This is a genomic window from Nesterenkonia sedimenti (genome assembly GCF_012641515.1).
Taxonomy (GTDB): Bacteria; Actinomycetota; Actinomycetes; order Actinomycetales; family Micrococcaceae; genus Nesterenkonia; species Nesterenkonia sedimenti.
In genome coordinates, this window is the sequence record NZ_JABAHY010000012.1 from 49,247 (window position 1) to 73,876 (window position 24,630).

The 24,630-nt window shown below is 62.5% G+C and carries 20 protein-coding genes; 2 read left to right on the plus strand and 18 right to left on the minus strand.

Annotated features, from left to right (window positions below; translation table 11 throughout):
- Window positions 1-35: 35 nt before the first annotated feature.
- The gene (gene dapD, locus HGQ17_RS11760) at window positions 36-986 is read left to right on the plus strand and encodes a 2,3,4,5-tetrahydropyridine-2,6-dicarboxylate N-succinyltransferase (RefSeq protein ID WP_168888131.1); all 951 of its coding nucleotides are present in this window, start codon (window positions 36-38) and stop codon (window positions 984-986) included.
- A 26-nt stretch (window positions 987-1,012) separates the two neighbouring features.
- On the plus strand, window positions 1,013-2,107 hold the full coding sequence (locus HGQ17_RS11765) for a hypothetical protein (RefSeq protein ID WP_168888132.1): 1,095 nt from the start codon (window positions 1,013-1,015) through the stop codon (window positions 2,105-2,107).
- 82 nt (window positions 2,108-2,189) lie between these two features.
- Here the strand turns inward: HGQ17_RS11765 and HGQ17_RS11770 are convergent, their stop codons facing one another.
- From HGQ17_RS11770 to HGQ17_RS11855, 18 genes are all read right to left on the minus strand, one after another.
- Window positions 2,190-3,470, minus strand: a complete 1,281-nt coding sequence (locus HGQ17_RS11770; protein WP_168888133.1) for a citrate synthase — start codon at window positions 3,468-3,470, stop codon at window positions 2,190-2,192.
- A gap of 104 nt (window positions 3,471-3,574) precedes the next feature.
- The gene (dapC, locus tag HGQ17_RS11775; RefSeq protein ID WP_168888134.1) at window positions 3,575-4,678 is read right to left on the minus strand and encodes a succinyldiaminopimelate transaminase; all 1,104 of its coding nucleotides are present in this window, start codon (window positions 4,676-4,678) and stop codon (window positions 3,575-3,577) included.
- Window positions 4,679-4,709: 31 nt separating this feature from the next.
- On the minus strand, window positions 4,710-5,039 hold the full coding sequence (fdxA, locus tag HGQ17_RS11780) for a ferredoxin (RefSeq protein WP_168888135.1): 330 nt from the start codon (window positions 5,037-5,039) through the stop codon (window positions 4,710-4,712).
- Complete coding sequence (locus HGQ17_RS11785; RefSeq protein WP_168888136.1) at window positions 5,036-5,500, minus strand: hypothetical protein; 465 nt, start codon at window positions 5,498-5,500, stop codon at window positions 5,036-5,038. The genes fdxA and HGQ17_RS11785 overlap by 4 nt, the downstream gene beginning before the upstream one ends.
- A 12-nt stretch (window positions 5,501-5,512) precedes the next feature.
- The gene (typA, locus tag HGQ17_RS11790; RefSeq protein ID WP_168888137.1) at window positions 5,513-7,435 is read right to left on the minus strand and encodes a translational GTPase TypA; all 1,923 of its coding nucleotides are present in this window, start codon (window positions 7,433-7,435) and stop codon (window positions 5,513-5,515) included.
- A gap of 94 nt (window positions 7,436-7,529) precedes the next feature.
- Window positions 7,530-8,618, minus strand: a complete 1,089-nt coding sequence (locus tag HGQ17_RS11795) for a hypothetical protein (protein ID WP_168888138.1) — start codon at window positions 8,616-8,618, stop codon at window positions 7,530-7,532.
- A gap of 38 nt (window positions 8,619-8,656) precedes the next feature.
- The gene (locus HGQ17_RS11800) at window positions 8,657-10,573 is read right to left on the minus strand and encodes an ABC transporter ATP-binding protein (protein WP_229503518.1); all 1,917 of its coding nucleotides are present in this window, start codon (window positions 10,571-10,573) and stop codon (window positions 8,657-8,659) included.
- A complete protein-coding gene (locus HGQ17_RS11805; protein ID WP_168888139.1) occupies window positions 10,570-11,733 on the minus strand; it encodes an ABC transporter permease in 1,164 nt (387 codons plus the stop codon). The genes HGQ17_RS11800 and HGQ17_RS11805 overlap by 4 nt, the downstream gene beginning before the upstream one ends.
- Window positions 11,730-13,253, minus strand: coding sequence for an ABC transporter permease (locus HGQ17_RS11810; protein ID WP_168888140.1), 1,524 nt, complete (start codon window positions 13,251-13,253; stop codon window positions 11,730-11,732). The genes HGQ17_RS11805 and HGQ17_RS11810 overlap by 4 nt, the downstream gene beginning before the upstream one ends.
- Window positions 13,254-13,382: 129 nt before the next feature.
- Window positions 13,383-15,230, minus strand: a complete 1,848-nt coding sequence (locus HGQ17_RS11815) for an ABC transporter substrate-binding protein (protein ID WP_168888141.1) — start codon at window positions 15,228-15,230, stop codon at window positions 13,383-13,385.
- A 468-nt stretch (window positions 15,231-15,698) separates the two neighbouring features.
- On the minus strand, window positions 15,699-16,937 hold the full coding sequence (locus HGQ17_RS11820) for a YihY/virulence factor BrkB family protein (protein ID WP_168888142.1): 1,239 nt from the start codon (window positions 16,935-16,937) through the stop codon (window positions 15,699-15,701).
- A 16-nt stretch (window positions 16,938-16,953) separates the two neighbouring features.
- Window positions 16,954-17,310, minus strand: coding sequence for a cation:proton antiporter (locus HGQ17_RS11825; protein ID WP_229503519.1), 357 nt, complete (start codon window positions 17,308-17,310; stop codon window positions 16,954-16,956).
- Window positions 17,310-17,576, minus strand: coding sequence for a monovalent cation/H+ antiporter complex subunit F (locus HGQ17_RS11830; protein ID WP_168888143.1), 267 nt, complete (start codon window positions 17,574-17,576; stop codon window positions 17,310-17,312). Before HGQ17_RS11830 ends, HGQ17_RS11825 begins: the two co-directional genes overlap by 1 nt.
- Window positions 17,573-18,010, minus strand: a complete 438-nt coding sequence (locus HGQ17_RS11835) for a Na+/H+ antiporter subunit E (RefSeq protein WP_168888144.1) — start codon at window positions 18,008-18,010, stop codon at window positions 17,573-17,575. The genes HGQ17_RS11830 and HGQ17_RS11835 overlap by 4 nt, the downstream gene beginning before the upstream one ends.
- Window positions 18,007-19,617 carry a monovalent cation/H+ antiporter subunit D family protein gene (locus HGQ17_RS11840; RefSeq protein WP_168888145.1) on the minus strand — a complete coding sequence of 537 codons (1,611 nt, stop codon included), beginning with the start codon at window positions 19,615-19,617 and terminating at the stop codon, window positions 18,007-18,009. The genes HGQ17_RS11835 and HGQ17_RS11840 overlap by 4 nt, the downstream gene beginning before the upstream one ends.
- Entirely contained in the window at window positions 19,617-20,195 is a 579-nt protein-coding gene (locus tag HGQ17_RS11845) for a sodium:proton antiporter (RefSeq protein WP_168888146.1), read from the minus strand. Before HGQ17_RS11845 ends, HGQ17_RS11840 begins: the two co-directional genes overlap by 1 nt.
- Entirely contained in the window at window positions 20,192-23,242 is a 3,051-nt protein-coding gene (locus HGQ17_RS11850; RefSeq protein ID WP_168888147.1) for a DUF4040 family protein, read from the minus strand. Before HGQ17_RS11850 ends, HGQ17_RS11845 begins: the two co-directional genes overlap by 4 nt.
- A gap of 160 nt (window positions 23,243-23,402) precedes the next feature.
- Window positions 23,403-24,332, minus strand: coding sequence for a cation diffusion facilitator family transporter (locus tag HGQ17_RS11855; RefSeq protein ID WP_168888148.1), 930 nt, complete (start codon window positions 24,330-24,332; stop codon window positions 23,403-23,405).
- Window positions 24,333-24,630 lie beyond the last annotated feature (298 nt).

Sequence of the window (24,630 nt, forward strand, 5' to 3'; positions counted from 1 at the left end):
ACCAGCACTGCAGTGGGGTACGTAGGATGGAGTTCATGACTTCTACCGATCGCATCGCTTCCGGTTATGCACTGACCACTGTTACCCATGACGGAACCGTGCTGGATGCATGGTTCCCCGCCCCTCAGCTGGGCCCCCTCGACCAGTACACCGGCCCCAGCGCCGGGGACCTCAAGGCCGGGGAGCTCGAGGACGCCGAACGTGGCGTCACCGTCAAGGTCACCTCCGTGGAGGCGAACCTGGACCAGGAGGCCGCCAGCACCGCCGATGTGTGGCTGCGCCTGCATCTGCTCTCCCACCGGCTGGTCCAGCCCAACACCATCAATCTCGACGGCATCTTCGGTCACCTCACCAATGTGGTGTGGACCAATTTCGGCCCCTGTGCGGTCGAGGACTTCGAGACCACCCGGCTGAAGCTGCGCGCCCGCGGCCATGTCACCGTCCACTCCATCGATAAGTTCCCCCGCCTGGTGGACTATGTGACCCCGAAGGGTGTTCGGGTCGGCGACGCCGACCGGGTCCGCCTGGGTGCGCATCTGGCCGAGGGCACCACTGTGATGCACGAGGGCTTCGTGAACTTCAACGCCGGCACCCTGGGCACCTCCATGGTTGAGGGCCGGATCTCGGCCGGGGTCGTCGTCGGCGACGGCACCGATGTCGGCGGTGGCGCCTCCATCATGGGCACTCTCTCCGGCGGAGGTAAGGAGAAGATCACCCTGGGTGAGCGCGTGCTGCTGGGTGCGAACTCCGGTGTGGGTATCAGCCTCGGTGATGACTGCGTGGTCGAGGCCGGCCTCTATGTCACCGCCGGGACCAAGGTGACCGTTCTGGATGATGAGGGCAATATTGCTGGCACCGCCAAGGGCAGCGAGCTCTCCGGCTCCACCGGTCTGCTGCTGCTTCGGGACTCGGTGACAGGCCAGGTCCAGGCCCGCCCAAGGAAGGGCCAGAAGACCGAGCTCAACGCCGCACTGCATAAGAACTGACCCCGGCAGGAGCCCAGGGAAAACTGATGAGTCCTCTCCGCACACCTCGTAGCACGGTGACCACCCGACCGATGGCTCGGCGGAAGCGCCGCCGTCGGGCAATTGTTGCCCTCGGTGTCACCAGCGCACTGATCGCCGGGACTGCTTATGGCACCTGGCGGTATATCGAAGAGAACGAGTATCTCCTCGAGGTTCGCTGCGAAGTGGGCGTCGATGATCAGACGGTGGAGCTCTCCCCGGAGCAGACCCATAATGCTGCAACCCTGGCGGTCACCGCTATCGACCGCGGGCTGCCAGCGGGAGCTGCCGTGGACGCCCTGGCCATCTCCATGCAGGAGTCCGAGCTGCAGATCCGCGAGACGGAGGATGACCGGGACTCCCGGGTGCTCTTCGCCCGCGGGGTGCCGGACTGGTCCGAAGGCTCTGATGGTGAACCCGTGGAGACCTCCATTGAGGGCTTCTACTCAGTGTTGGAGGACAGCCTGGAGGCCGGCCAAGAGGACGATGACGGCGAGGCCGAGGGCGACGGGGAGGACTCTGAGGAGGACGAGCAGCGCAACTGGGAGCCTGGTCTGGAGCTCGATGAGGTCGCTGAGATCCTGGAGCGGCCGCATAACCCTCAGTTCTACCCGCAGCACGGGACGATGGCTGAAGCATATGCTGAGGCGCTGACCGGTCAGCAGCCGGCGGATCTCACCTGTCACCTCTCCCAGTTGGAGGCCCCTGGCCCTGACCCCGAAGGGGTTGTCGAGGAGCTGGCCGCGGTTATGCCCAATGCATTGGAGATCCCCTTCCCTGAAGCGGAGGAGGACGCCGAGGCGGAGGATGCCGACTCCGAGGAAGCTGAGTCGGAGCCAGAACCGATTCTCGACGGGATCGTGGAGCTCTCCGGCTCCGGTGAGGAATCAGAGATCCTGATCAGTGTGCCCGAGGGCGAGGATGCCACCGATTATCAGTGGATGGTGGCCCACTGGGCAGTAGCGGTGGCCGATACCTACGGCATCCAGACCGTGACCTCAGATCCCTATCAGTGGGACCGCAGCTCAGGAGACTGGGAAACGGTGGATGATGAGATCACCGCCGAGTCCGGTACAGTCACCATCGGCTTCGAGCAGGATTAGACCCCACCGCCGATCCAGGCGGATACAGCTGTGCCCCCGGTCCGGATGGTCCGGGGGCACAGTCCGTTAAGCTGACCGACGATCAGGCGGGGTAGTTCCGCTCGCCGTAGCCGGTGTAGATCTGACGGGGACGGCCGATCTTGGTGCCGCGGTCCTCCATCATCTCCCGCCACTGGGCGATCCAGCCGGGCAGGCGGCCCAGAGCGAAGAGGACGGTGAACATCTTCTCCGGGAAGCCCATGGCCTTGTAGATCAGCCCGGTGTAGAAGTCCACATTCGGGTAGAGCTTGCGCTCGACGAAGTAGTCGTCTTCCAGGGCCACAGCCTCCAGGCGCTGGGCGATGTCGAAGAGTTCGTCGTCGCCGCCGAGCTTGGCCAGCAGGTCGTCGGCCAGGCCCTTGACGATCCGGGCACGCGGGTCGTAGTTCTTGTACACGCGGTGACCGAAGCCCATCAGGCGGATGCCGGCTTCCTTGTTCTTGACCTTGGTCATGAACTCTTCGGGGCTCATATCCGATTCCTTGAGCTCATTGAGCATCTTCAGCACGGCCTCGTTGGCGCCGCCGTGGGCGGGACCGTAGAGAGCGTTGACGCCGGCGGAGACCGAGGCGAACATATTGGCCTGCGAGGAGCCGACCAGCCGCACGGTGGAGGTGGAGCAGTTCTGCTCGTGATCTGCGTGCAGGATCAGCAGGACGTCCAGGGCCTTGGCCACATCGGGGTCAACCTCATAGGGCTCGGCGGGAACGCCGAAGCAGCCACGCAGGAAGTTCTCCACCAGGTTCAGGCTGTTGTCCGGGTAGAGCATCGGCTGGCCAACGGACTTCTTAAAGGCGTAGGCGGCGATTGTCGGCAGCTTGGCCAGCAGCCGGTAGGTCGAACGCTCCACCTGGGCCGGATCGAAGGGATCCAGGGAGTCCGGGTAGTAGGTGGACAGGGCCGATACTGCCGAGGACAGCACAGGCATCGGGTGGGCATCCCGGGGGAAGCCGGAGAAGAAGTTCTTCAGCTCCTCATGCAGCAGGGTGTGCCGCCGGGTCAGATTATCGAAGTCGGAGAGCTGCTCGGCAGTGGGCAGCTCGCCGTAGATCAGCAGGTAGCTGACTTCCAGGAAGTTGGACTTCTCCGCCAGCTGCTCAATGGGGTAGCCGCGGTAACGCAGGATCCCCTCGGCGCCATCGATGTAGGTGATCGCCGATTTGGTGTTGGCGGTGTTCATGAAACCGGGGTCGTAGGTGACTGCGCCGGTATTCTTCAGCAGCGGAGCGATGCTCAGCCCGTCGTTTCCTTCGACGGCGGCCTCCACCGGTAGCTCAAGTTCCTGGCCCTGGTATTCCAGGCGCGCTGGGGTCTGCTCGCTCACTGGCTCTCCTTAGCTCTTTTAGACACACGAAGGTGACAACACCATGTAACCTACCGTGTCGGCGCGCACACACGGAAATATGCTGCGCCTGATGGCGGCTGTGGTCAGCCCTTTTGCAGCCGCTGGGCTGCGGCTTCGATGCGCTCCTGGGCTGCAGTCAGGCCCAGGCGGATATAGCCTTCGCCGGCTTCTCCGTAGAAAATTCCAGGCCCGACGACGATGCCTTTTTCCGCCATCCGCTGAACCTGTGACCAGGTGTCCGAGGACCCATCGGTGACCCAAAGATAGAGGCCCGCCTTGGAGTGCTCGATCCGGAAGCCTGCGGCCTCCACAGCGGTGATCAGGGTACGACGACGATGCCGGTACAGTTCCCGCTGCTCATCGACATGGGCGTCATCGCTGACTGCTGCCTGCAGGGCGGCCTGGATCGGTGCGGGCATGATCATTCCGGCATGCTTGCGCGCGTTGACGAGGTTCTTCACCAGCTCGGGGTCACCGGCGGCGAAGGCGGCCCGGTAGCCGGCCAGATTGGACTGTTTGGACACTGAGTAGACGGCAAGCAGGTTCTCGTGGCTGCCGGCGCAGACCTCGGGGTCCAGGATGGAGGGCACCCGGTCGATCTCCCAGGGCAGTTCCGCATAGCACTCATCAGAGGCCACCACGGCCCCGATCCGGCGTGCCAGGGCAACAACCTGCGCCATCCATTCGGCGGAGTCCACACTTCCGGTGGGGTTGCCCGGTGAGTTCAGCCAGATCAGTTTCACCCGGCTGAGGGTTTCCTCATCGAGTGCCAGGGGGTCGGCTGTGGCCACCGGTTTCGCCCCTGCGATGATTGCGCCCATGTCATAGGTCGGATAGGCGATCTCGGGGCGCAGCACCACATCATCGCTGCCCAGCCCCAGCAGGGTCGGCAGCCAGGCGACGAACTCCTTGGAGCCGATCGTCGGCAGCACGGCGGCGGGATCCAGGCCCTGCACTCCCCTGCGCCGGGCGAACCAGTCACTGATTGCCTCGCGCAGCGCGAGAGTGCCGTAGGTGGTGGGGTACCCGGGGGCGTCGGCGGCGGCAGCCAGGGCCTGCTGGATCACCTGGGGGGTGGGGTCCACCGGAGTACCGATGGAGAGGTCCACGGTCCCATCAGGGTGTTCTGCGGCCAGCTGCCGGTAGGGGGCCATGGCCTCCCAGGGGTATTCCGGAAGGTTCAGCACGGGTGCGGCCTCCTGCCCTAGTGCTTAGTGGTCAGTGCTCGTCGTGTTCCTGGGGCGGCAGGGCCTCGATGACCTCGTGGTCCTTTTCGATCATGCCCATCTTGGCGGCACCACCGGGGGACCCGATGTCGTCGAAGAACTCGACATTGGCTCGGTAGTACTCATTCCACTCCTCGGGGAGGTCATCTTCGTAATAGATGGCCTCCACTGGGCAGACCGGCTCACAGGCGCCGCAGTCCACGCATTCGTCAGGGTGGATGTAGAGGGAGCGTTCGCCTTCGTAGATGCAGTCGACCGGGCATTCATCAATGCAGGCCTTGTCCTTGAGGTCTACGCAGGGCAGGGCGATCACATAGGTCATAGTGCCTCCCAGTCTACCTGTCTCAGCGGCTGCTCAGTTGCCTCCTCGGCGACGTCGGCCACCAGCACCCATTTGACCACCAACATGCCGATCAGGGTGATCACTGCCGTACCGAGCCACCAGATCAGCGAGGCCAGCACGGAACCAGGCAATGCCTCCCAGGTCTGGGAGGCAAAGGGCACCACCAGCTGGTCGGGGCCCGGCCAGAGGTAGGCGATAGTGGCCACAGTGAAAGTGGTGCTGCCCAGCAGCATGGGCTCCACGAGACTGCGTCCGGTGGTACCGGCCCAGAGCAGGGCCAGCAGTTGGATCAGCAGGGCTAGGGCGGCTCCCCAGGGCAGCATGGCAGCGGAGGTGGGATCGCTGCCCAGCATCCAGATGCTGCCGTGCAGGGCGGTGCCGAGGATTCCCAGCATCGCCCCGGAGGCAAAACAGATTCCCAGCAGGACCGAGCGAGGCATCAGCGCAGACCTCTAGACCGCAGCGCCCTGCTTCTTCTTGCGGGAGGCCTTCAGCCGCTCGGAGGCGTCCAGGATGACCTTGCGGATGCGGATGGCCTCCGGGGTGACCTCCACGCATTCGTCGTCGTTGGCGAACTCCAGGGACTCCTCCAGGGTCAGCTTGGTGGGCGGGGTCAGCCCCTCGAAGCTGTCGGCGGAGGCGGCTCGCATATTGGTGAGCTTCTTCTCCTTGGTGATGTTGACTTCCATATCGTCGGCGCGGGAGTTCTCGCCGACAACCTGGCCCTCGTACACCTCGGACTGGGGCTCGACGAAGAAGGTGCCGCGCTCCTGGAGGTTGATCATCGCGAAGGGGGTAGCACTGCCGGCCCGGTCGGCGACCAGGGAGCCGGAGGTGCGGTATTCGATCGCGCCCTTCCAGGGCTCGAAGCCGGCCGCGTAGCTGGAGGCGATACCGGCACCGCGGGTGATGGTCAGGAAGGTGGTGCGGAAGGCGATGAGTCCGCGGGCGGGGACATTGAACTCCATCCGGATCCAGCCGGAGCCGGAGTTGGACATGGTGTTCATGGTGCCCTTGCGGGCAGCCATCAGCTGGGTGATGGCACCCATGTACTCCTCGGGTGCGTCGATGGTCATGGCTTCCATGGGCTCATGGATCGCACCGTCGATCTCCTGGGTGACCACCTGGGGTTTGCCCACGGTGAGCTCGAAGCCCTCGCGGCGCATCTGCTCGACCAGGATGGCCAGGGCGAGTTCGCCTCGGCCCTGAACCTCCCACATATCGGGGCGGTCGGTAGGCAGGACTTTGATGGAGACGTTACCGATCAGCTCGGCGTCGAGGCGGTCCTTGACCTGGCGAGCAGTGACCTTGGCGCCCTTGACCCGGCCGGCCATCGGGGAGGTGTTGATACCGATGGTCATCGAGATCGCGGGATCGTCGACCACAATATTCGGCAGCGGCTTGGGGTTCTCCAGATCGGTGAGGGTCTCACCGATCATGATGTCCTCAATACCGGCGACGGCGACGATATCGCCGGGTCCGGCGGATTCAGCAGGGACCCGCTCCAGGCCCTTGGTGGCCAGCAGTTCGGTGATCTTCACCGTCTTGGTGGAGCCGTCCTTCCGGGCCCAGGCGACCTGCTGGTTCTTCCGCAGGGTGCCATTGTGGATGCGCAGCAGCGCCAGACGGCCCAGGAAGGGCGAGGCGTCGAGGTTGGTGACGTGGGCCTGCAGGACCTCTTCGTCATCGTAGGTGGGAGCGGGGACGTGCTCCAGGATGGTCTCGAACAGCGGTTCGAGGTCCTCGTTCTCGGGCAGTCCGCCGTCTGCGGGCTGATCTTTGGAGGCCCGGCCGGCTTTGCCGGAAGCGTAGACGATGGGCAGATCCAGCACGGCGTCGACGTCGAGCTCGGGGTTCTCCTCGGCCACATCGGAGGCCAGGCCCAGCAGCAGATCCATCGTGTCGGAGACGACGCCGTCGATCCGGGCATCGGGCCGGTCAGTTTTGTTGACCACCAGGATCACCGGCAGCGAGGCGGCCAGTGCCTTGCGAAGCACGAACCGGGTCTGCGGCAGCGGGCCCTCGGAGGCATCCACCAGCAGGACGACGCCGTCGACCATGGAGAGGCCGCGCTCGACCTCACCGCCGAAGTCGGCGTGGCCGGGGGTGTCGATGATGTTCATGGTGACCGCATCGGCCTTGGCGATCTCGGCAGCGGCGGGCCCGGAGTAGAACACGGTGGTGTTCTTGGCCAGGATGGTGATGCCCTTTTCCTTTTCGAGCTCCCCGGAGTCCATGACTCGTTCTTCGTTTTCACCGTGGCCGCCATAGGCCTTGGTCTGGGTGAGCATGGCGTCGACCAGGGTGGTCTTTCCGTGGTCAACGTGGGCAACGATGGCCACATTGCGCAGGTCATGGCGGGATACAAGAGTCATAGAAACTGAAGGGGCCTTCCGAGAATCGCATGCGAAACGTAGCGTGCCTCTACACGCTCAACTACACCAGTGTACGCCCACGGACCAAATGGGGTTATTCGAAGATGATGTAGCCGTTCTCCCAGGTGAGGAAATAGTGCTGCTCCCCCAGCGGCTGGATGCTCTCGAGGTCCAGGGTCTGGAAGTCTCCGCTGACCTCGACTGTTTCGGCCTCGGCCTGGGTGTACTCGTTCTCCGGAGGGTAGACCTCATCCATCGGCCCCTCCAGCTCATCCTCGAGGGGGTCCACAGTCACCCGGCTGACCTCTAAAACCGGATCCATCCCGTCGTAGGGGTCCTCTTCCTCCTCATCAAGACCGTGTACCAGGAGGAATTCGCTCTCCCCGGTCCGCCCATGGTTGAGGTTCATCGTATTGGGCCAGGCCCGCTGCTGACTGTCCAGAACCTCCACCGTGTCCACCGCACCCTCGAGTCGTAGACAGTCCATAGTGTCAGAGGCAGTATCGAAGGCCACTACATCGGTGTCCCCGTTGACCGCCGGTGTCTGCAGGAGGAGGTAATCCCCGGCAGAACCGACACCGTTGAGCACGCGAGTGGGTTCCCGCCAGTCATCTCGGGTGGGGTGTTCCAATTCCACACTCCACTGGGTCTGCCCCGTGGCGGGGTCAGCGATGGAGACCGCTTCGGAGAAGACCCAAATATCCTCGTGATGGCCGATGAACAGCTTATCCCCCACCGGCTCCGCCGAGAGCGTCCGATCCGGCGGCGACCAGCCACGGAACAGTGCCCGGGAAGGTTCAGCCTCCAACTGCAGAGCGATGTCTTCGACCTCCTCGGTGAAGAGATCGACGTGGAAGTTGCCATCCTCGGAGGGCCGTTCCTCGGCGGCCTCGCGGAGGGTGTCCAGATGTTCCGGCCAGGGCTCAAAGATTTCCTGCTGGGATTCACCGTATTCAGTGACGAACTCCCCGCAGGTGACTCCGAGGGCATCCAGCATGCCACTGCGCCGGGGACCGTCTTGGACCAGGAAAGTCGCAATGGTCAGCCCCACCAGTCCGGCAGCGCTGAGGCCCAGGATGCGACGCCTGCGGCGGCGTCTGCTCTCCTGGGCCTCCTCGAGCCAGTCCCGATTCCGACCACGGTGGACGACATCATGGATGCCTTCCTCAGGATTCTGTCCCATATCTGTGACCGGGCGGCGTCGTCATCTCGGGCTGCCGGTCAGTCCCTCCTCAATCCCTGAGATGCCAGCAGTTCACGGCGGGCCTCACGGCGGATCCGCTGTTCCTCGGGGTGCGGAACCGGCGCGGCAGCCAGCAGGCGCTTGGTGTAGTCCTCACGGGGGCTGCGCAGGATCTGCTCCTTGCGCCCCTGCTCCACGACTCGGCCCTTCTCCATGACCATGATCTGATCGGCCAGCTGGTCGACCACGGCGAGGTCATGGGTAACGAAGAGGCAGGCGAAATCGTACTGCTCCTGGAGTTCGGCGAACATATCCAGAACACGGGCCTGCACGGAGACATCCAGCGCAGAGGTGGGCTCATCGGCGATGAGGATCGAGGGACTCAACGCCATCGCCCGAGCGATGGAGATGCGCTGACGCTGACCACCGGAGAGCTCATGCGGGTACCGGTTGATCACGGTGCGGGGCAGTTTCACCGCATCCAGTAGCTCCTCAGCACGGGCAGTGCGCTCCTTGGGTGTGCCCACCTTGTGGACCACCATCGGTTCAGTGATGATCTCACCGATCGGGAAGCGCGGGTCCAGTGACGCCGCCGGATCCTGGAAGACCACACCGATCTCACGCCGCAGAGCCTTCTGCTGCGCCCGGGGCAGTTTGGGCAGGTTCTGGCCACGGACCAGCAGCTCGCCCTCCTCGACCTCCAGCAGTCCGAGCACGGCCTTGGCCACAGTCGACTTACCGGAGCCGGACTCACCGACCAGACCCAGGATCTCGCCCCGGGCCACGGCGAAGTTCACGCCTTCGACCACCCGGGTGGAGCGGCCCTTGTTCTTATAGGCCAGGGCGAGGTCCTTGGCCTCCAGGTGCAGCTCCGCTTCGGGGTCCACACTGGGCATCGCCGAGTCCTCACCCTCTGCTGGGGTGGGCTCATTGACCTCGATATTGGCCTCACCGAGGGTCGGCATGGCCTCCAGCAGGCGCTTAGTGTAGGCGTGCTCCGGCTCCAGAAGGATCTTGTTCACCGGACCGGATTCGACCACCTCGCCCTGGAACATCACGACGACGCGGTCGGCCATATCGGCGACCACCCCCATGTTGTGAGTGATCAGCAGGATGCCGGTGTTGAGGTCATCCTTCAGCCGGCGCATGAGGTCCAGGATCTCGGCCTGAACGGTGACATCCAGGGCGGTGGTGGGCTCATCGGCGATGATCATCTTGGGGTTGCAGGCGATAGCCATTGCAATCACGATGCGCTGGCGCTGACCACCGGAGAACTGGTGGGGGTATTCGTGGATCCGCTTCTCGGGATCGGGAATGCCCACCTCTGCCAGCAGTCGCACCGCCTGGGCCAGTGCCTCTCGGCCGAAGGCCTTGTTATGCACCTGCAAGGCCTCGACCAGCTGGTCGGAGACCTTCAGGACGGGGTTGAGCGCGGTCATCGGCTCCTGGAAGACCATGGCGATCTCGTCACCACGCAGGCTGCGCAGTTTGGCCGGGGAGATATTGGTGACCTCTTTGCCGTCCAGGAAGACCCTGCCGGAGACCTTGGCGTTATCGGCCATGAGCCCCATGGCAGTGGAGCTGGTCACTGATTTACCGGAACCAGATTCACCGACGACGGCGACAACTTCACCCGGTTTGATGTCGAAGCTGACACCCTTGACCGCATCCACGGTGCCGAATTCGGTGGCGAAGCTGACTTTGACGTCCTCGAAGCGCAGGGCCGTATCCGTCTCGAACTCCGCGGGATGAACCACAGCCGAGGTGTCCACCTCCGGCAGCCCGCCGCGGGCACGGTTGATGAAGAACTTCACCAGGGCATAGCTGAGGAGGATCGCCAGGGCGATGCCCAGAACCACCAGCGGGGCTGTGGAGAAGCCTTCGCCGGTACCCTCTGCTTCTTCGGCAATATCCTCAATATCGGGCTGCATCGCGAGAATATTCATGAGGCTCATTTCTTCCTCCCAAAGCGTTTGGCATCGCCGTGGGGGTCATTCTGTCCGGCCGGCAGCTGGGCTCCTCCGGAGCCTCCGGCAGCCGGCATTCCGACATCGCTCTTGGGACGGAATGCGCGCTGAACACCGCGCAGTCCAAGCACACCCGCGATTGAGGGCCGGGAGTCACCACTGCGGCGCTGCCGCGGATCGAAGGCATCCCGGAGTCCGTCGCCGATGAAGTTACCGGCCAGGGCGATGATGATGATGAACAGACCCGGGAACCAGAACAGCCAGGGTCGGGTAGAGAACGCGTTCTGGTACTGCTCGATCAGCAGGCCCAGGGATACCTCTGGACGCTGAACACCCATCCCCAGATAGGAGAGCGTGGTCTCCAGGAGGATCGCGGTCACGAAGGCAAAGGTGGCGTTGACGATGATGACACCGATGCTGTTGGGGATCATGTGCTTGGTGATGATCCGGGCCGGGGAGGCGCCCATGGCCACTGCGGCGGAGACGTACTCCTTCTCCCGGATGCTGAGCACCTCGGCACGCACCAGACGGCACATACCCGTCCAGGTGGCACAGCCCAGCAGGACACCGAGCATGACCACACTTCCGCCAGCGATATGTCCCAGCATGGCCGCAAAGACCAGGGTCGGGACCACGATGACGAAGTCGGTCAGTCGCATGATGATCGACTCAGTCCAACCGCGGAAGTAGCCGGCGATGGCGCCCAGTGCGATCCCGATGATGCTCGAGACCACCGCAGTCACGAAGGCGACGATCAGGGACTGCTGGGCTCCGCGCATAACCATCGCGAAGTAGTCACGTCCCACGTTCTCCTGGCCGAAGGGATGCTCGCCCAGGAAGTTCCCGTCCTGGAACATCATCGGCCGACCACCGTCAACGATGGAGCCGGTTGCCTGGTAGTGCTTATCCCACCAGCCGGGCACTGCTCCGAATCCGATGGAGGAGAAGGCCAGGATGATCACCGCACCCAGCATGATCAGCGAGATGATCGCCGGCTTGTGGTGGAAGAACCGACGCCGGATCAGCTGGCCCTGGGAGTAGGAGTGTTTGCTCTTCTCCTCAAGTTTGGTGTCCTCGACCTCGGCGAGGTCGACCATCTGCTGGTCCTGGTCAGTGTTCTGCTGCTCTGGAGTCTGGTCGTTGCTCATACTCGGATCCTTGGGTCGAGAACGGCGTAAAGAATATCTGCCAACAGGTTGAACAGTACGGCCACTGAACCTGTCACAAGAATGAATGCCATAACCGGCGCCGGATCATTGGTCTGCATGCCCGTGATGAAGACATTGCCCATGGCATTCCAGCCGAAGACCTGCTCCACCACGATGGATCCACTGATCAATGCGGCGAAGTCGAAGGCCACGATGGTGACCAGCGGGATCATGGCGTTGCGGAAGGCATGTTTGAGGATCACTGTGCGCTCAGTGACGCCCTTTGCCCGTGCGGTGCGCACGAAGTCCTGCTTCTGGACCTCCAGCATGGAGCTTCGGGTGTATCGGGTGTAGGTGGCCAGCGAGAGCAGGGCCATCAAAACCGAGGGCAGCCAGAGCTGGGTCATCTGATCCAGAGCGGTGACCCAGAAATTCTCATCCAGGGTCGGAGTATGCGAGCCGATGGTGCTCACGGGCCTCGGCTTGGCAGAGAGCAGGCCGGGCCAGTGATACATGAAGTGGTCCAGCAGGATCATGCCGGACATCAGCGCACCGGTCAGCACCGAGACTGCAGTGGCCTGTCCCCGTGCGTGGCCGCCCATACTGCGGCCGATGACCACACAGATGGCGATGGTCAGCACGAACATCGCACCCAGGAAGAGCCAGCCTCCCGGGGGGTCCTGCAGAAGGTTCCAGGTGGCGTAGTAGGCGACCATGCCCAATGCCACGACAGTCAGCCCGGAGTAGAGGACCCGCCGGTTCCGGATCCCGGCGATCAGCGCGGTGAAGCCTGCGGCCAGCATCAGGGAGCCGATGAGGATGATGACCGGACCCAATCGGGGGTGGGTCATGAAGTTCACGGCGTTCATCCAGGGCAGGACTGCACAGACGAAGGCGAACATAATGCCGCCTGTGATCAGCCGGCGCTTGGCGTTGCCGCCGAGGACCATCGGCACGAAGATAGCCAGGATGGTGGCTAGGACCAGAATATTAGTCCAGGTGAAGTGGGGCTCCATCATCCAGTCGTTATAGCGGATGGCCAGCCACTCCTTGGCTAGCACGGCAGCCCAGAAGACCGGCAGGGACCAGAAGAGGAAGATGAAGAAGGTCACCAGGTAGTCCAGCAGAGAGTACTGGCGCATTGCGGTGACGATACCGGTGAGGACACCGATGACGATGGCTGCGATGGTGGCCACGAAGACCAGTCGCAGTGACTGCTCGGCCGCGGCCATGATCACGGGTGTGACCTGGGCGCCGGTCATGGTGGTTCCGAAGTCGCAGCTGCCGCCGAAGCAGCCGAGGATGCCGGAGAGCCAGTCCCAGTAACGGATGTACCAGGGCTGGTCCAGACCCATCCGCTCGATGCGCTCCTGCATGAGGTATTCGACATTGTCGCTCTGCATCTCACGGAGATCCGCCAGGGGATCACCGGTGTTGATCATGATGACAAAGGACAGCAGGGTCGCGCCGAAGAGGATGAGCACGGTACTGCCCAGGCGCTTGAGTAGGTATTTCAGCACGGTCTAAGGGGTCGCCTTCCGTATCGAACGCTGGACGCACCGGTGGGGTCCGGGCTGACGGTTCATCAGCCGGACCCCACCGTCTCTGGGAGGGTATCCCATCATGTGTGCGTCAGGACGCCATGGTTATTACTCAGCGACTCGCTGCCACTGCTCAACGTTCCAGACCAGCTGGCTCTGAGCCGGGGTCGGGCGCACATTGGCGATGGAGGAATCCCAAGCGGTAATACCCGGGTGGACGTACAGCGGGATGCCGTGCAGGTCCTCCCACATTGCCTGCTCCAGGGCGATGATCTGCTCCTGGATCTCATCCTCGTCATCGCTGGTGGCGATGGTCTCGAAGGCATCGGAGACGTCATCGTTGTTGTAGTTAGTCCAGTTCTGCGGGCGGGGCTCATCGTTCTCGCGGTCCCAGCCGTAGATGTTCAGACCGGATGCGATCTGGCCGGATCCGGCCCAGGCGAAGAGGGCGACATCCCATTCACCGGCTGCGATATCGATATCGACATCGCCGCCGTCCTCGATCTCGAAGCCTGCTTCACCGCAGGAGGCCTGAATGAGCTCGACAGTGTCGTGACGGCGCTCCTGGCCGTTGTGACCGATCAGGATCTCGGTACCTTCTGCACCGTGCTCCTCGATGATCTCAGCAGCTGCCTCAACATCGGCGGTGTCGTACTGACCGTCATAGGTCTCAGCAACGATTTCATCGTAGTTGGGCTGGAAGGACAGCACCTCACGGGCGTTCTGCAGCTCAGCATCCGGGTTCACCGGGTGGATGAGGTTCTCCAGGATCTGGTCGCGGGGGACGCAGAGGGCGAAGGCCTCGGCCAGCTCCGGAGTCTCAGCAAAGGGGCTGCCCTCGCCGTACTGGATATCCAGGTGCTCCCAGGTTGCCTTATCGCCGACATGCATGGCGTGCTGGCCCTGCTCCACGAGGTTCTCCAGCTCGGTACGGGTGTCCACAGTCTCAGTGGGAACGATGGCGTTGAGGTCACCGTTCTGCAGCGCCTGGACATGCGCTGCGTTGTCCACGAACTGGAAGACCAGGGTGGAGACACCGGGAGGGGTGCCCCAGTAGTTCTCATTGGCCTCGAGGGTTACATACTCCCCGTCCTGCCAATCGGACAGGATGTAGGGGCCGGAGGAGGGAATGAGGTCCTCATCGGGCAGCGTGCCGGGATCGGTCTCCCAGAGGGTGTTCCAGGTCTCGGCGATGTCCTCGATCATGTCCTCATCGCCCTCGAGAATCGCATCGACCAGCTCTTCCTGCTCGATGCCGGTCTCCTGGGCCACGATGTGGGAGGGATGGGCGTACTGAACCATCAGTTCCCAGTCAGCGTAGGCGCCGTCGGGGTATTCCACAGTGAAGGTCTTGGAGTCATAGGACTCAGCCTGAGGACCATCGGGAACGTAGGTACCGAAGTTCGGGGAGATCCCGTCGAACATTCCCTCACCGATGTAACGGGAGGTACCCCAGTCCAGCACGTAGTCAGCAACAGTCACCGGAGTGCCGTCGGACCATTCGACCTCATCGTTGATGGTGTATTCCACAGTGAAGGGATCCTCGCTGATCACCTCGTAGGAGCCGAACTCCTCGTTCGTGTAGATCTCGAGGTCGGTGCCGACATAGGAGAAGCCGTCGAACAGCCGGTCCACGATGGTGGAGTTGTAGACGTTGTAGTTGCTCGGAGTCAGGCCGTTGTAGCTGTTGAAAGGCTGCGGACCCAGCGAGACACTGATTTCGTCCTCAGCGGTCTCGAAGTCGTCGCCGAGGTCAGCCTTGCCGCCGTCCTCAGGCTCAACGGTGAATTCCTGGCCTTCAGCATCGCCGGGATCGGCGTCACCGTTGGCGGCACCATTGTCACCATTGGTATCGCCGTTGTCCCCGCCGGTGTCATCACCGGGGGTGCATGCTGACAGAACCAGTGCGCCGGAGGCCAGAATGGCCGTCGCGGCGGATAGCTTGCGCAGTTCCATGTTGCTCCTCATTCATAGGTGCGAATGAACCGGTGGAGTTGTACAACTCACACCAGCACTAAGGTGCCACCTAGGTTACGACCCCTCGACGGCCTCCTGTGAACCCGCTGTGAGCCCGTAATCGAATCGTTACTGGCGGGTTTACTTAGCATCATCGGCGGAACGCCTGCGAGGAAGAAGTCAAGTCGCGCGGATCAATATTCATGAAACAATCCGTGCAGTACAGTTTTCATGGCGCTCGTCACAGCGGAGGCCCGCCATTTCAAGGATCTCGGCGTCCAGGAAAATTCCAGAAGAACCCAAGGTTGCGTTAGGCGTCACACGCTATGAGGCCGCCCTTGAAACACAGCTGTAACGCAGCATGACCGCCATCTGAACATTCCAGTAAAATTCCACAATTCGAAATATGACAAAGTGTTACGTCCATAACACTGGTCAGGACTGCGAGTTACGCAGATGCTTAGTCAGCTAGCGGCGCCAGAGATCCTCGGGGTCTGAGGTCTTCCCCTCGGAGAGGCGCAGGGCATGTGCTGCTGAGATCAGCTTCTCGTATTTTTCGTTCTTCTTCTCCAGACCCTTGGTCTCTCGCGGGGGCCGCATAACGGTGCGCTCCGCTTCAATGCCGGCCTGCAACTGGCGTCCGCGTTCCAGCTCGGAATTAAGTTCTGCGCCGAGCAGCAGGACAATGTTCATGATGTACACCCAGAACAGGAAGATGATGACACTGGCCAGGGACCCATAGGTGGCGCCATAGTTGGCGAAGTTCATCACGTAGATTCCGATGCCCACGGTGGTGATGATCATGACCACGATGGTGATCAGCGCACCCACGGAGGTCCATTTCGGTCCGGGCTGTTTGATATTCGGGGTGGTCGAGTACAGAAGCCCAATGCCCAGAGCCGCAATGAGGATCATGACAAAGGGAGTGGCCCAGTTCCAGACCGCCACCGCGGTCTCCCCCATGCCGATCACATTGCCGATAGACTCAGCGATCGGCCCGGTGACCACAAGCGTGAGACCTGCCATAGCGACCAGCACAATAAGGGCCACGGTGACCGCATAGAGCACCGGCCGCAGCTGCAGGAAGGACCGGCCCTCCTCAACCTCCCAGATTCGATTCATGGCCCGGGAGAAGGCATTGACGTAATTGGAGGCCGTCCAGATAGCCAGCAGGATACCGATGATCAGTCCGAGGCCTGCTCCCCCGGTGGTGGTGATATTTCCGACGACGAGCTCCACCGCACCCATGACGTCCTGGTTGTCATCGGTCATATCGGCGACCATGTCTACGAAGAACCCGGTGACCCGGTCTGCCTCACCGACAAGACCGAGGATCGAGACCAGGGCTATCAGTGCCGGGAAGATCGACAGCACAGTGTAGTAGGTCAGCCCCGCGGCGAGATCCGTGCACTGATCGCGGCTGAACTCCGCGATACTGCGTTTGATGCTGTACTTCCAGGTGGCACCGCTGAGTTTCAGCGGTGAGTCAGCTTTGCCTTTGTCCTGCTCGGAGCGGACAGTTTCGGCATATTCCTCACGCTGACGAGCCTTGACCAGATACGGCTGGTCCGCCGCTGCGGAGACCGTGCCTGGATGAGTGGAATCCTCGTAGGTCGCCTCCTCATCGAAGACATCGTGAGTCTCGGGGTCCTCCTCGATCTGATGAGGGGTGAGTCCGGTCTGATCCGCAGGATTCTGGTGGCTCATACCACCAGACTAACCACTATTTGCTGAAATTATCCCTACGTGTCTTCATCAGATCATCGGTATGGGTAATCTCTGCCGGCAGGGAATAATTCAGATATCCGGACCGGGCGATGGCCATCGAACCCACCGCTGAGGTCAGCAGCTGGGCGATGATCGCGACAATCGCTTTGATGAGGTTCAGCCAGCTGAAGTCCATCAGCAGCACACCGGCGACGATGGCGGCCACACCGAGTCCGGCAGAGGTACCCACCGCAGATGCTCGCAGGTAGAGGTCCGGGAGTCGGAACAGCCCGATGCCGGCGATGATGATGGTCAGGATCCCGACGAAGACCAGGACCAGACCGGCAGCATGAGCGATTTCGTAGATTTCCATCAGCGCCGACCTCCCGATCCGAGTCGTGCCATTGAGATGGCAGCCATGAAGCCCAATAGGGTCGCGATCAGGATGATGTCGAATAGCGCCTCAATATTGGTGCGCAGTCCGATCAGGGCGATGAACCCAATGATCGCGAAGAAGATGAGGTCAGCGGCCACCGCGCGGTCGGTGATCTTGGGGCCCAGATAGGCCCGCACACCTGCCAGCAGCATGCCCAGCCCCAAGAGGATCAGGGCGATTTCCAGGGTCAGTTCGGAGATCACTGGATATCACCTGCCTCAGGGTCGTCCACTGGTTCCACCACGGGTGCTTCCACTGGGCGGCTGAGGTCTCCGGGCTTCCGGCGCATTGCGCCCAGCATCCGGTTCTCCATTTCCTGGATCTCTGCGACCAGGGCTTCCCGGGAGTCCACGAACATGCCGTGGACGTAGAGGATCTTATGCTCCCGGGAGATGGTCAGGGTCAGAGTCCCTGGGGTCAGGGTGATGAAGTTGGAGATCATCGTCCACTCGGCATCGGATTCACTGGCTGCCGGCACGGCGATGATCGCCGGGCTCATCTTCTGGCGTCCCTTAGGTCGCAGCACATCGAGACTGACCCTGGTGTTGGCCAGGATGAACTCCTTGGCGTACCAGAACAGGAAGGTGATGATCCGCCAGATCCAGGGCCCGCGTGGGTGGAATGTGTCTGCACTCATGAGTTGATCACCGCCTCCACATAGTCCTGGGGGTTCAGGAGGTTTTCGGCCGCGGTCTCGGAGAGCATCATCAGCAGTTCAGCGCCGAGCCCGAAGAATACGGTGATTGCGGCCAGAATAGCGCCGGGGATGATCAGTTTCATAGGCACCTTCACGGCCCGCTCACCGGAGAGCACTGCCGACATCGTCGCCGTCGGCGGTCCGATAGTCAGCGTGGGGTTCTCTGCCTGTGCCTGGACCCGCAGGTACCGTTTGCCGTGCATCCGTTCCTGATAGCTCAGGGCGCGGTCCTCGAGGTCCTCAGGCGGCTTGCCCATGAACACACCCACCCAGATCTTGAGCATCGAGAGCAGCGTGAACACCGAGACCAGCACGGCCACTGCGGCCACCCAGTAATGGGCCTGCTCCAGGGTGGCCTGGATGATGCTGAACTTCGCCACGAATCCGGAGAAGGGCGGCAGTCCGGCCAGGGAGAGCGCGGCGATCATAAAGGTCGCTGCAATCAGCGGTTCGCGTTTGGCCATACCGCCGAGTTTGTCTATCTCACCGGTTCCGTAGGTCTCCTCAATCGCTCCGGTGGAGAGGAAGAGACTGGCCTTCACGATCATGTGATGCAGCAGGTAGAAGATACCCGCGGTCAGACCCAGCCCGGTGAAGAGCCCGACGCCGATGAGGATGTAGCCGATCTGGCTGATCATGTGGAAGACCAGGATGGAGCGTGTGGTCTTCTCACCGATTGCGCCGAGGACACCGATAAGCATGGTGAGGCTGGTGACCAGCAGGGCGATCCACAGGAACCGGTCGTCGCCGTCGAACATCACCGAGTAGATGCGGTAGATGGCGTAGATGGAGACCTTGGTGTGGATACCGGAGAACAGTGCAGTCACTGCCGGGGAGGTCATCGGGTAGGTGCGCGTCAGCCAGCCGTGCACGGGCACCACTGCGGCCTTGATGCTGATCGCGGTCAGCACCACGGCGGCACCCACGGCGATGGCCGGGTCCTCTGCGGCCCTGCCGTGCAGTTCTGCGAGGTTCACCGTACCGGCGGTGGCGTAGACCAGGCCGATGCCGAAGAGCAGCAGCGTGGAGGCCAGGAGGTTCACCGAGACATAGATCCGGGCACCATGGGCGCCGAGTTTCGCGCCCATCATGGCCAGCAGCCCGTAGCTGGGCAGCAGCATGACCTCGATGAACACGAAGAGGTTGAAGATATCTCCGGTCATCAGGGCCCCGGCAACACCGGCCATCAGGATCAGCACGAAGGGGTGGTAGAACCTGGCTCGCGCCTCGTGGGTGGCCATCGCGAACATCACCGAGGTGATGCCGAGGATGCAGATGATCATCAGCACCAGGGAGTTCAGCGCATCAACCACAAAGGGAATGGCGATCTGCGGGGCGAAGTCCCAGAAACCGACCCTATGGGCCAGCACTGTTCCGTCATGGGTGGCGATCACCAGCAGGATCGAAAACGCCAGCAGGGCGCTGAGCGTGCCGAGGCTGATGATGTGCCGGGCCCGTTTCGATTTCCGCAGGGCCGCACCCAGTGCACCCATCAGCAGTGGGATGCCGACCAGCAGGGGCAGCAGCGGTGGGAGAATCTCCTCCATCACTTCTCACCCCCATCTTTCGGTGTCTCGTTTTCGGTTTCGGCGGTGGGTGTCTCATCACCGAAGGAATCAGCGTTAGGTGCCTCGGCGACGTCGTCGTCGAGTCCTGCCACATCTGACTCAGTTGGTTCGAAATCGTGGACCGGGGACTCCGGGGAGGCATCCGCTCCCCCGGTTCCAGCGGCCACAGCACCGGTGGAGCTGGTGTCCACCTTCGCGGAGGTGACGTCATTGGTGTCGGCGGCGGTGAGCACCTTGGCGGGGGATTCTTCCTCGTCCTCTGTGTCGTCGTCGCCGGTGGTGGTGATGGCCAGGGTCACCATGAACATGGTGATGGAGAAGGCAATCACAATGGCTGTGAGCACGAAGGCCTGCGGCAGTGGGTCTCCGCCTTCACCGTATTCGGAGGTGAAGATATAGGGCACTCCGCGGTAGGCGGTGTTGCCGGCGGCGAAGAGCAGCAGGTTGGCCGCGTGGGATGCCAGGACGAAGCCCAGCACGATGCGGACCATACCGCGCTGCATGAATAGGTAGACGGCTGCAGCGGTCAGCATGCCTACGGCGATTGCGATACTCACTGACCCTCACCTCCCCGGTTACGGGTGGAGAACCGACGACGACGCCCGGTGGGTTTGGGGTGCCAGCCTTCGCCTTCGGCTTCCAGCGGCACATCCCCGGGGTCTGCCCCGGCGTGCATTTCGATCTGGTTGATCTCCCCGGTCTGCTGACCCTGGGCCTTCATATGCTCCTTGAGCAGCTCCGCGGGGTAGCGCTGGGCCTGGCCAAGGCGGTCCAGAGCGACCAGGACTGCGCCGATGACTGCGAGGTAGATGCCCACATCGAAGATCAGCGCGGTGGTCAGGGTGAACCCGGCCTCGGTGCCCCAGGGCAGCGGCAGGCCTTCTGCGATCACAATGGGCCGCAGGTAGGAGCCTTCGGCACCATCGAGGAAGCCGGCCAATCCGATGACCGCGCCAACGATGATGCCGCCGACGATCACCAGGGCGTAGTCGAAGCGGAGCTTCACCGTGGAGTCCGAGGGTGCCACGAGGTACCGCAGGGCGAAGAAGCCGCCGAGCACCAGTGCGGAGATGAAGCCGCCTCCGGAGTCGTAGTGTCCGCGCAGCAGCAGGATCAGCGACAGCAGCACGATAAATGGTGCCATCCAGTTGAAGACGCTGCGCATTGCGGTGGTGTTATCCGCGGCATTGTCCAGCGGGGTGCCGATCCAGTGGCGGGATTCGGCTGGCTCGTTATCCGAGGTGGAGAACGCGGAGTTCAGCACCGCGAGGATCGCGAAGCCGGCCACACCCAGCACGGTGAGCTCACCGAAGGTGTCCAGGGCTCGGAAGTCGACCAGGATGGAGTTGACGGTGTTCAGTGCCCCGACGGTCTCGTAGGTCTCCTCGAGGTACCACTCGGCTGCCGGGGACTGGCCGCGCCGTCCGGTCAGGGCGTAGGTGGCGATGAATGCCATGGCTCCGAAGACCAGTGCCACCACGATTGCGACAGTGGTTCGCGTCTTGGAGACCTTGTGGAACTTCCGTGGCAGCTTCCGCAGAACCAGAACTAGGACCACCACGGTCAGGATCTCGACCAGCAGCTGGGTCATACCCACATCGACTGCCCCGAGTGCGAAGTACCAGGCGCCGACCACGAAGCCGGCACCGCCGGCCAGGACCACGGCCGCGGTCCGGGATTCGGCCAGGACTGTGCCGAGCAGGAAGATGGCCAGCAGGCCGATGAGCACCCAGTCGGTCATCCGGGTGTGGCCCTCGGTGAAGGAGCCGACATCGCCGACGTGCAGCAGTCCAGCCACGAAGATACCGATCAGGAAGAGGCCGGGCACTGCCAGGTGCAGGCCGTGCATATCGGTGCGGGTGAGGTCGCCGACCTTCCGGCCGAAGGCGATGGAGCCGGTGCGCATGCTCTCGGCCACGCCTACACCGGTGAAGGGCAGGATCTTGCGCGGGATGATGTTGTCCAGCCGGGTCCGGCCCAGTACGGCCACTAGTCCCACGCCCATGATGATCACCGAGAGCATGAGGTCGGTGCTCAGCCCACCGTAGAGGTAGAAGTAGGGCTCGTAGCTGGAGGTGGTCGATGCCTGGGTGGAGGCGGTGACCAGTCCGTCGAAGATGAAGGGGGCGAAGCCCAGCAGACCACCGATGGCCGGCAGCAGGGCCGGGAGGTAGAAGCTGAAGGGTGCCTCATGGGCGCCCTTTTCGTCCATGGGTGCGTAGGCGTCGTCACCATTTGTGGCATCGACGGTGTGGCCGGCGTCGTTCTTGCCGGTGCCGCGGTAGGTGGTGAAAACACCGAGCACGATCCGGCCGCAGTAGGCGAAGGTTCCCACTGATGCGGCGACACCAAGGATGGTGATGGTCCAGGTCAGTCCTGGGCCGAAGAGTGCGGGCTCGCTTTCCGCCGAGAGGAAGCCTTTGAGGAGGTTCTCCTTGGAGACGAAGCCGAACAGCGGCGGGATACCGGCCATGGACAGACAGCCCAGCACTGTGATCACGAAGCTGACCGGCATTGTCTTGCGCAGTCCGTTGAGCACCCGGATATCCCTGGAGTGCGCCTCGTGCTCGATAATGCCGACCATCATGAACAGGCTGGATTTGAACAGCGCGTGGGCGATGACGTGGATAGTTGCTGCGGCAATCGCGGTCGGGGTGCCGATACCGATCACGGCTACTAGGAAGCCCAGCTGGGAGACCGTGGAGTAAGCCATGATCTCTTTGATGTCGTGACGTTGCAGGGCGAAGAGCGCACCGATCACGGCTGTGATCAGACCGCAGATGATCAGCAGGGACTGCCAGATGGCAACGCCTTCGAAGGCCGGGGAGAACCGCAGCAGCAGGTAGATACCGGCCTTAACCATGGCCGCGGCGTGCAGATAGGCCGAGACTGGGGCCGGGGCCACCATGGCGTCGGGGAGCCAGAGATGGAAGGGGAACTGTGCTGATTTAGTAAAGGCCGCGAAGGCGATCAGCACGGCGACCACACCGGTGAAGACGGGGTCGTTCCAGACCTGCTCATTTGCCAGGGCCTCAGAGAGGCTGGTGGTGCCAGCGCGGACGATGATCATCAGCACTGCGGTGAGCAGGCCGAGTCCGCCGGCCATGGTGATCAGCAAGGTCCGCTGGGCCGGTGCCGGTGCTTTATCACCTGAACGGTTGATCAGGAAGAAGGAGCACAGGGTGGTGAATTCCCAGAAGACGAAGAGCAGGATCATATCGTCTGCCAGGACCATGCCGGACATGGCGAAGACGAACAGCAGCATCCAGACGTAGTAGTCGGATGTCTTCTTCTCGGGGGCGAAGTAGCGGGCCGAGTAGGCCATCACCAGTGCACCGATGAATAGGACGAGCAGGAGGAAGACCATTCCAAGTCCGTCCAGCCTCAGGCTGATTCCCACTTCGACTGCGGTGGGGATCCAGGGCAGGAACTCTTCGGTAGTCTCCCCCTCAATGATTCCGGCCAGCCAGGGCAGTGTCAGACAGCCCAGTACCAGCAGAACTGCGGCGGCGAACCAGCCGGTATCGCGGCCGAGAAGCTTATGGACTGCCGCTGCGGCGGGCACCAGAATCAGGGTGAGGAAGAGGAGAACCAGCAAGCTCAATGCAGGTGTCCTCCTCGGTGCTCGGATGCGTACGGTCGGTGGTGCAAGTGCACAAAGCGCTCAGAGCATCTTACAGATACTCAGATGAACACTGCGTTGCAGTATCCGCCGACCCGACTTCCCGGCACACCGTGAAGACACCTTACCAGTGCTATTGCATTCAGTGGACGTGCGTTTCAGCACGGGCCTGGGCTTCGGTCTCGAGTTGGAAGGTGGAATGTTCCACCGGAACATCGAAATGTTCGGCCACACAGGACCGCAGTTCTGCCAGCTTCTCCGGGGCACATCCGCTGGTGAAACAGGCCTCGTCCACCACCACATGGGCGGAAAGGACTGGGAGCCCGGTGGCTACTGTGGAGGCGTGGAGATCGTGTACCTCTTTGACGTGCTCCACTTCCAGCAGATGCGCCCGGACCTCTTGGAGGTCTAGTCCGCGCGGGGCGAACTCCAGGAGGATCCTTCCAGTCTCGCGGAGCAGGATGATCGCCCGCGGGAGGATCACCGCTGCGATGACCAGGGCTGCCACGGCGTCGGCCTGCTGCCATCCGGTGGTCCAGATCACCACGGCTGCGACCATCACACCGATGGATCCCAGGGCGTCTGCCAGAACTTCCAGGAATGCGGCTCGCATATTGAAGTTGGCCTGCCGACCTGAGGAGAGCACCCAGAGGGAGATGAGATTTCCGATCAGTCCGACGGCACCGAAGATCAGCAGTTCGACGTGGAGGACCTCATGGGGGTTGCTGAGCCTCTGAACACCTTCGATGGCGGCGTAGGTCCCGACGCCCAGCAGGAGCGCGGCTTGGATCAGACCGGCCAGGATCTCCACTCGGCGGTATCCCCAGGTCCGCTGTGTGGTCGCGGCTTTGAACATCAACCCGGCAGCGATAACTGCCACCAGCAGTCCAATACTGTCGGTCAGGGAATGCACGGCATCGGTGAGCAGCGCCAAAGATCCGGTGATCCATGCTCCGAGGGCCTGGGCAATGACGATGCCGAAGGTGATGGCGCAGGCCAGCGCGAGCCTCCCCCGGTGGGAAGCTCCGGCGTCATTTCCGCCGGCATGTGAGTGGTTGTGCCCGAAACCCATGCGTTCACAATAAGCCCCAACTATTGAGAACACATAAGGTGCGAACCCTACTCAGAGCCATTCGCAGAGTGGAAAGGCTCAGGGCACCTCCACTACACCTCGCACCCACTCCCCCAGCCTCGTGGACCCGGGGTCACTATTGAGTTACCAAACAGCCACGGCCAGTCCATTTCCGGGTCCAGGTCAGGTGTCGGGCAGGTTGGGGTTGGGCTGCATCGTCTACTGCCCAGTCAGGTGGTGGGCCAACATCCCAGCCTGAGGTTTCTTCGTCTGGTGGGTGGTGTTTATGGCTTTTGAT